6 protein-coding genes are annotated in these 4,790 nt (G+C 41.5%); 3 read left to right on the forward strand and 3 right to left on the reverse strand.

The features are described from left to right. Positions 1-374: 374 nt before the first annotated feature. Together EI164_RS14675 and parA are read right to left on the reverse strand one after the other, a co-directional pair. Positions 375-584 (reverse strand): plasmid partition protein ParG, encoded by a 210-nt coding sequence (locus EI164_RS14675; protein ID WP_025652656.1) that lies wholly within the window; start codon positions 582-584, stop codon positions 375-377. A 3-nt stretch (positions 585-587) separates the two neighbouring features. After that, a complete protein-coding gene (parA, locus tag EI164_RS14680) occupies positions 588-1,226 on the reverse strand; it encodes a ParA family partition ATPase (RefSeq protein ID WP_068039576.1) in 639 nt (212 codons plus the stop codon). Between the two features lie 340 nt (positions 1,227-1,566). On the opposite strand from parA, the gene EI164_RS14685 reads away from it, so the two are divergent. Continuing rightward, entirely contained in the window at positions 1,567-1,791 is a 225-nt protein-coding gene (locus tag EI164_RS14685) for a helix-turn-helix domain-containing protein (protein WP_192520660.1), read from the forward strand. Positions 1,792-1,947: 156 nt separating this feature from the next. Then, a complete protein-coding gene (locus tag EI164_RS14690) occupies positions 1,948-2,223 on the forward strand; it encodes a hypothetical protein (protein WP_192520661.1) in 276 nt (91 codons plus the stop codon). 121 nt (positions 2,224-2,344) lie between these two features. On the opposite strand, the gene EI164_RS14695 is transcribed toward EI164_RS14690, so the two are convergent. After that, positions 2,345-2,860 carry a hypothetical protein gene (locus EI164_RS14695; RefSeq protein WP_192520662.1) on the reverse strand — a complete coding sequence of 172 codons (516 nt, stop codon included), beginning with the start codon at positions 2,858-2,860 and terminating at the stop codon, positions 2,345-2,347. A 286-nt stretch (positions 2,861-3,146) separates the two neighbouring features. Here EI164_RS14695 and EI164_RS14700 point away from each other — a divergent pair. Continuing rightward, a partial coding sequence (locus tag EI164_RS14700; protein WP_192520663.1) for a MobA/MobL family protein occupies positions 3,147-4,790 on the forward strand: 1,644 nt, incomplete at its 3' end.

Below are 4,790 nucleotides of genomic sequence, written 5' to 3' on the forward strand. Positions count from 1 at the left end.
CAATTTGCCAAATTTGTCGATGCAGTTCCGCACGTTGTTGGGTACTTGTCATGATAAAAATCCTATAGGAATAATGATGGGGCTAGAAGCCCCTTATGTTTTGTGTAACTTAAATCGTTATTGAGTACGCTTTGATTAAGAGCAATATACCTTAGCACTGCTAACCGTTTTTGGTTCTATTATATGGTGCTGATATAGGAAACAGTGCTTGTTTTGCCATGGGCATTTTCTTTACAGCTTGCTTCTGCGTCTGTCTTAAGAAAACAAGCATCTGATGATACTAGTAAGGTGCACAGCGTTCGACGATATGTATAATTTTTTGAGTTTTTTATACATATCCTTTTTATAGGTATAGAAAAACGAATTTTTTATACCTATCGCTCAACCAATTTTTCCTCAATCATTTCAGTCAACAACTCAGTCACCGTTTTTCGGCTTTCAAGCGCGTACCGCTTGAGCGCAATGTGTTTATCTTCATCTAAATTAAAATTCACGCGTACCGTCTTTTTGGGACTGTCCGTCACATCCGATAAAGCCAATTGATCCTTAACGTTCTTACTAGGACGACCTGCTGATAAACTCATGACTTACTCCTCACCAAAAAAGATTTGAATCTCACTGACCAATGCGGTTATCTCTTGTAACGCATTGCTACTAGGCGATTCGGTATCAAATACTGTCTTACCAAGGGCGGCACTATTAGGATAAGCAACTCGCTGCATCACTCTGGTCTCTAATACCGGAAGATTATAATCAAGCAGCGCGGTTGCAACCTCTTTACCAATATTGGTATTTTGAATGGCGCGTGAGACGACAAAGGCTGCCTTTAGTTGGCCATCCATCATCTCAATACGCTGCTGCACTAAATCAACCAAATCGCTGGTTGCCCAGATATCATAGGGGCTCGGCTGCACTGGAATCAATATAAAATCAGCCGCTTTTATAGCAGAAATAGCCAGACTAGTAGCTTGCGGCGATCCATCGATCACCACATAATCTTTATCAGAGACGCTTTTTAAATCTTTATCAAGTGTTGGTCTGTCGAGCCCGATCACTGGTACCGGATTGTCTTCATCAACCGCTCTCCAGTCACGCGCACTGCCCTGCTGGTCACTATCCACCAACAAAACACTATGGCCTTTTAGCTGTAAGCCACGAGCCAAATGCGTTGCGATGGTAGTCTTGCCGCTGCCACCTTTTTGATTTAATACCGCGATTACTTTCATAAATACAGATCCCTGTAGCACGCATTAAGTATATAAGTATATAAGTATATAAGTATATAAGTATATAAGTATATAAGTATATAAGTATAACTAAAAATGTACGTCACATCACTACTAATAGCAATACTTCATAGTCAAAATAGCATCGTCTTTTCTAACTAGCGTCTATCCATTATGATAGACGTTCTGCATTAAAGACAGCATAATAAACTGCCTACTACTAGATAAATTACCGCTATTGAATATCAATTTGAGCTACTAAAAGGAATACGTTAGCCACTCATATTCGTTATAATCCGCTCACCAATCAAAACCACTAATCGTTAATGAGGAAACCACTATGGTGAAGTGTCACTTATCGACCATCATGGGCGAAAGACGCCTTAAAATTGCCGATGTCGCAAGGGATACTGGCATCAATCGTGGCACCATTACTCGCATGTATCATGAAGAAGCCACTCGAGTTGACCTAGATGTCATCGAGTCTTTATGCACGTATCTTAGAATCAATGTTGGTGATTTATATGAAATCATAAATGAGAACAGCAGTGAGTCGCCTGAGTAAACACACTCTTTGATAAGACATTATAAACTTCAAAAGTACAAAAAGACCTATAGAAGGTTATTTTCTCTTGCAATAGATTAAAATATAGGTATAATTTGACCTGTAGTAAGTCATTTTATCCATTATTAACACATAATAATCTGCAGGAGAATACTAATGAATAACAATCTATCGCGGCTCAACAGCTGCACATGGTTTAGTAACAACGCTAAGTCTTTAGCCTATCAACTGTTATCAAATCTACAAGTACAACAGGGGACACAGTTAGCATCATTACTTAGCGTTGACTCTATTCTTCATAATGACGAAGCAGTCTATGTCTGGGTGCAACGACAGTTAGATGCTGGACTTGTGATTGATGATTATACGTTAAGCACCCTTGAAACCGCCTTTATAGAGTTGGTCACAGCTCATACTGACCAAGCAGCATAATCGTTTTAGATTAAAAAGGCCTCTCTTATGACCGATAGAGCTTGATATTTATTGCCTTAATAGCCAGTTGTCACCATCTGGCTATTTTTTATTAGCCGATACCATATTTATTGTCACGCTTTTAACGATGATAATTTTGGTGACTGCCCTGATCAGAATAATCTGTCTCACCCAAAGAAAAATCTAGTGGACTCCTATCGGTCGTGCTCACGAATTTCTCCGATTGGCTCTGTTCCGTAGCATCAACTTTCATTTCCCCTTCCTCATGAATAGCTTTTTGACTCTTCTCTTTTTGTTGAATCTCAAATGAATCCTCTTCATCGCCTAAACCTATATCACCGCCTAAACTTTCAATCATGCTTTTGAATAAAAACTTATCAGATTTTCTCGTTAAGAAATCTGGAAAGTGAATCGCAAAATATTCTCGGATCATCTGTTCATCGTCACCTTTAGTTGCCAATACCTGACCTAAAAATGCGCCCATTAGAATTTTTTGCTTGTTCAGTCGCTTATCTAACTTTACCTGCTGAATCTTAGTTTGGCGTTTTAACTCTTCTAACCGTTGACGCTCTTTCAGCTTATTAGAATCTTGTTTATCAAATATAGATTCAGGCGCTTTATTATTAGTAACTGACATAGTCTCTCTCCTTATAAATAATATATCATTAACCCTAGCAAGGACTTCACCATCATTCAATCACTTATGATATGCTTTAACACAACCACATCAGACATCCGATATATATTATTTTATTGTTTAATGGTTGCGTCCCCCTGACTAAGGGCGAAGCAACGACTCAAAATTTAATCTATCCACTTCGTTACTATCTTAATTTTGAATCCTTCTTCGTTGGGGAAACCCCAAACCCCGCACACCACAAAAGACGTGGTGTGCAAAAAACCCAACATTAGGTTCGCTTATTATGACAATGGTTCATATCGATACTAAAGCAATTTCTCGAAAAGCGGGACAGTCGGCAGTAGCATGCGCCGCCTATCGTGCTGGTGATATTCTTGATGATGTTAAATACGGTAAGACCCACGACTATAGTAAAAAGTCTGGCGTCATGAGTAGTGATATCGTTTTGCCATTTGCGCTAAGAGCACTAGGTGTGAATGTCGATAGAGAGATGCTTTGGAATTTGGCTGAGGCAGCAGAGACTCGTTCGGACAGTCGAGTGGCGCGTGAGTGGCTGATTAATCTACCTTATGAGTTGTCTGAGCAAGATCGCCATTCACTGGCAATAGATTTTGCCCAAAAGCTGGTTGATGATATGGACGTGATTGCTGATGTTTGTATTCACCGTCCAGTGATGAAGCTGCCTTTTGATCCTGACGCTAAACCCAGCTCTAAGCGACTGCGTGAAGGGGAGAAAAATCCTGATCCGCGCAATTTTCACGCGCATATTTTAGTCACCACTCGAGCGCCCATCGTTGGGCCCAATAAAACCTTGGCATTTGACCCAAACCTTAAGACCCCGTTTGAGTGGTCTAATAAAAAACGTAAAAAACATGGTCTGCCGTCATCAATGAAAGAAATTAAGCGTATCCGTGGGATGTGGGTAGATACCGCCAACAAGGTGTTAGCACAACATAATCTACCATTGATGGATGCACGCAGTTATAAAGATCAGGGGCTTGATCAGCAGCCCACCATCAAAATGGGCGTTCATGCAACGGCAATGGAGCGCCGAGGCATCATGACCGAAAAAGGCAATACCAACCGAGCAATCAAAGCACGCAACAAACTGGTTGCTGAGAACCATATCAAACAGGAGGCAGACCATGAGCGACGAATCAAACAACTTAGAGACGGACTTACTCGGGCAACTGAGCAAAATGCAAGACTACATAGACTCATTGGAGGCACAAAACAGCGAGTTGACCTCACAAAACAACTTATTGAAAGCTCAGAACACGACATTGCGTACTGCACAGAACAATCTAACAGAACAGCAGATCGAGTTGACGACACAAACCGATGCATTGAAGACGCAAAACGAGGCGTTGCTTGGGCAGCTGAGCGATGCGAAAACCTACCAAAGTGGATTAATGGAACAGACCGAAGAAGCCAAAAAGCACAACAACGCATTGATCTCTCAAAACAGTGGATTAGTGCAAACTCAAAAAGAGCTGCAAACAGCGAATCAGTCGCTCAGGGCATCCATCAAGGCATTGCAGAGCGAGCAAAACCAGTCCCCAACCCCTTCGATGACGACGCACGACGAGCAAGAGCTGCTCGACTTGATCGACAGCAAAGACAAATTGATCGAGACACTCGAGCAAACCGTTATGAAGATGAGAGAATCTTTGAGTATGTTGAACGTATGAAGCTGCATCTGGCGATGCGCTTACTACAACGTCATCATGAGTCGATGACAATCAGATGGGCACAAGGAGAAACCGCAGAGAACACGCCTGATAAATTTGATCAGCGACAAGTAGCCGTACTCAGCGAGTTTGCAAAGCACCATGGTATTGAGAGCCATGATAAAGCAGTGGAATTTACAGCGCACTTACGCCAAGTGGCCAAACGTTTTGATCACACGCTGGTTGAGAACAACAAA

This window comes from Psychrobacter sp. FME13, assembly GCF_014861395.1.
Lineage (GTDB): Bacteria > Pseudomonadota > Gammaproteobacteria > Pseudomonadales > Moraxellaceae > Psychrobacter.

Excerpts from the sequence above, each read along its gene's own strand:
- EI164_RS14690 (WP_192520661.1), top strand. The coding sequence starts at position 1,948 with ATGAATAACAATCTATCGCGGCTCAACAGCTGCACATGGTTTAGTAAC.
- EI164_RS14695 (WP_192520662.1), bottom strand. The coding sequence starts at position 2,860 with ATGTCAGTTACTAATAATAAAGCGCCTGAATCTATATTTGATAAACAA.
- EI164_RS14675 (WP_025652656.1), bottom strand. The coding sequence starts at position 584 with ATGAGTTTATCAGCAGGTCGTCCTAGTAAGAACGTTAAGGATCAATTG.
- parA (WP_068039576.1), bottom strand. The coding sequence starts at position 1,226 with ATGAAAGTAATCGCGGTATTAAATCAAAAAGGTGGCAGCGGCAAGACT.
- EI164_RS14685 (WP_192520660.1), top strand. The coding sequence starts at position 1,567 with ATGGTGAAGTGTCACTTATCGACCATCATGGGCGAAAGACGCCTTAAA.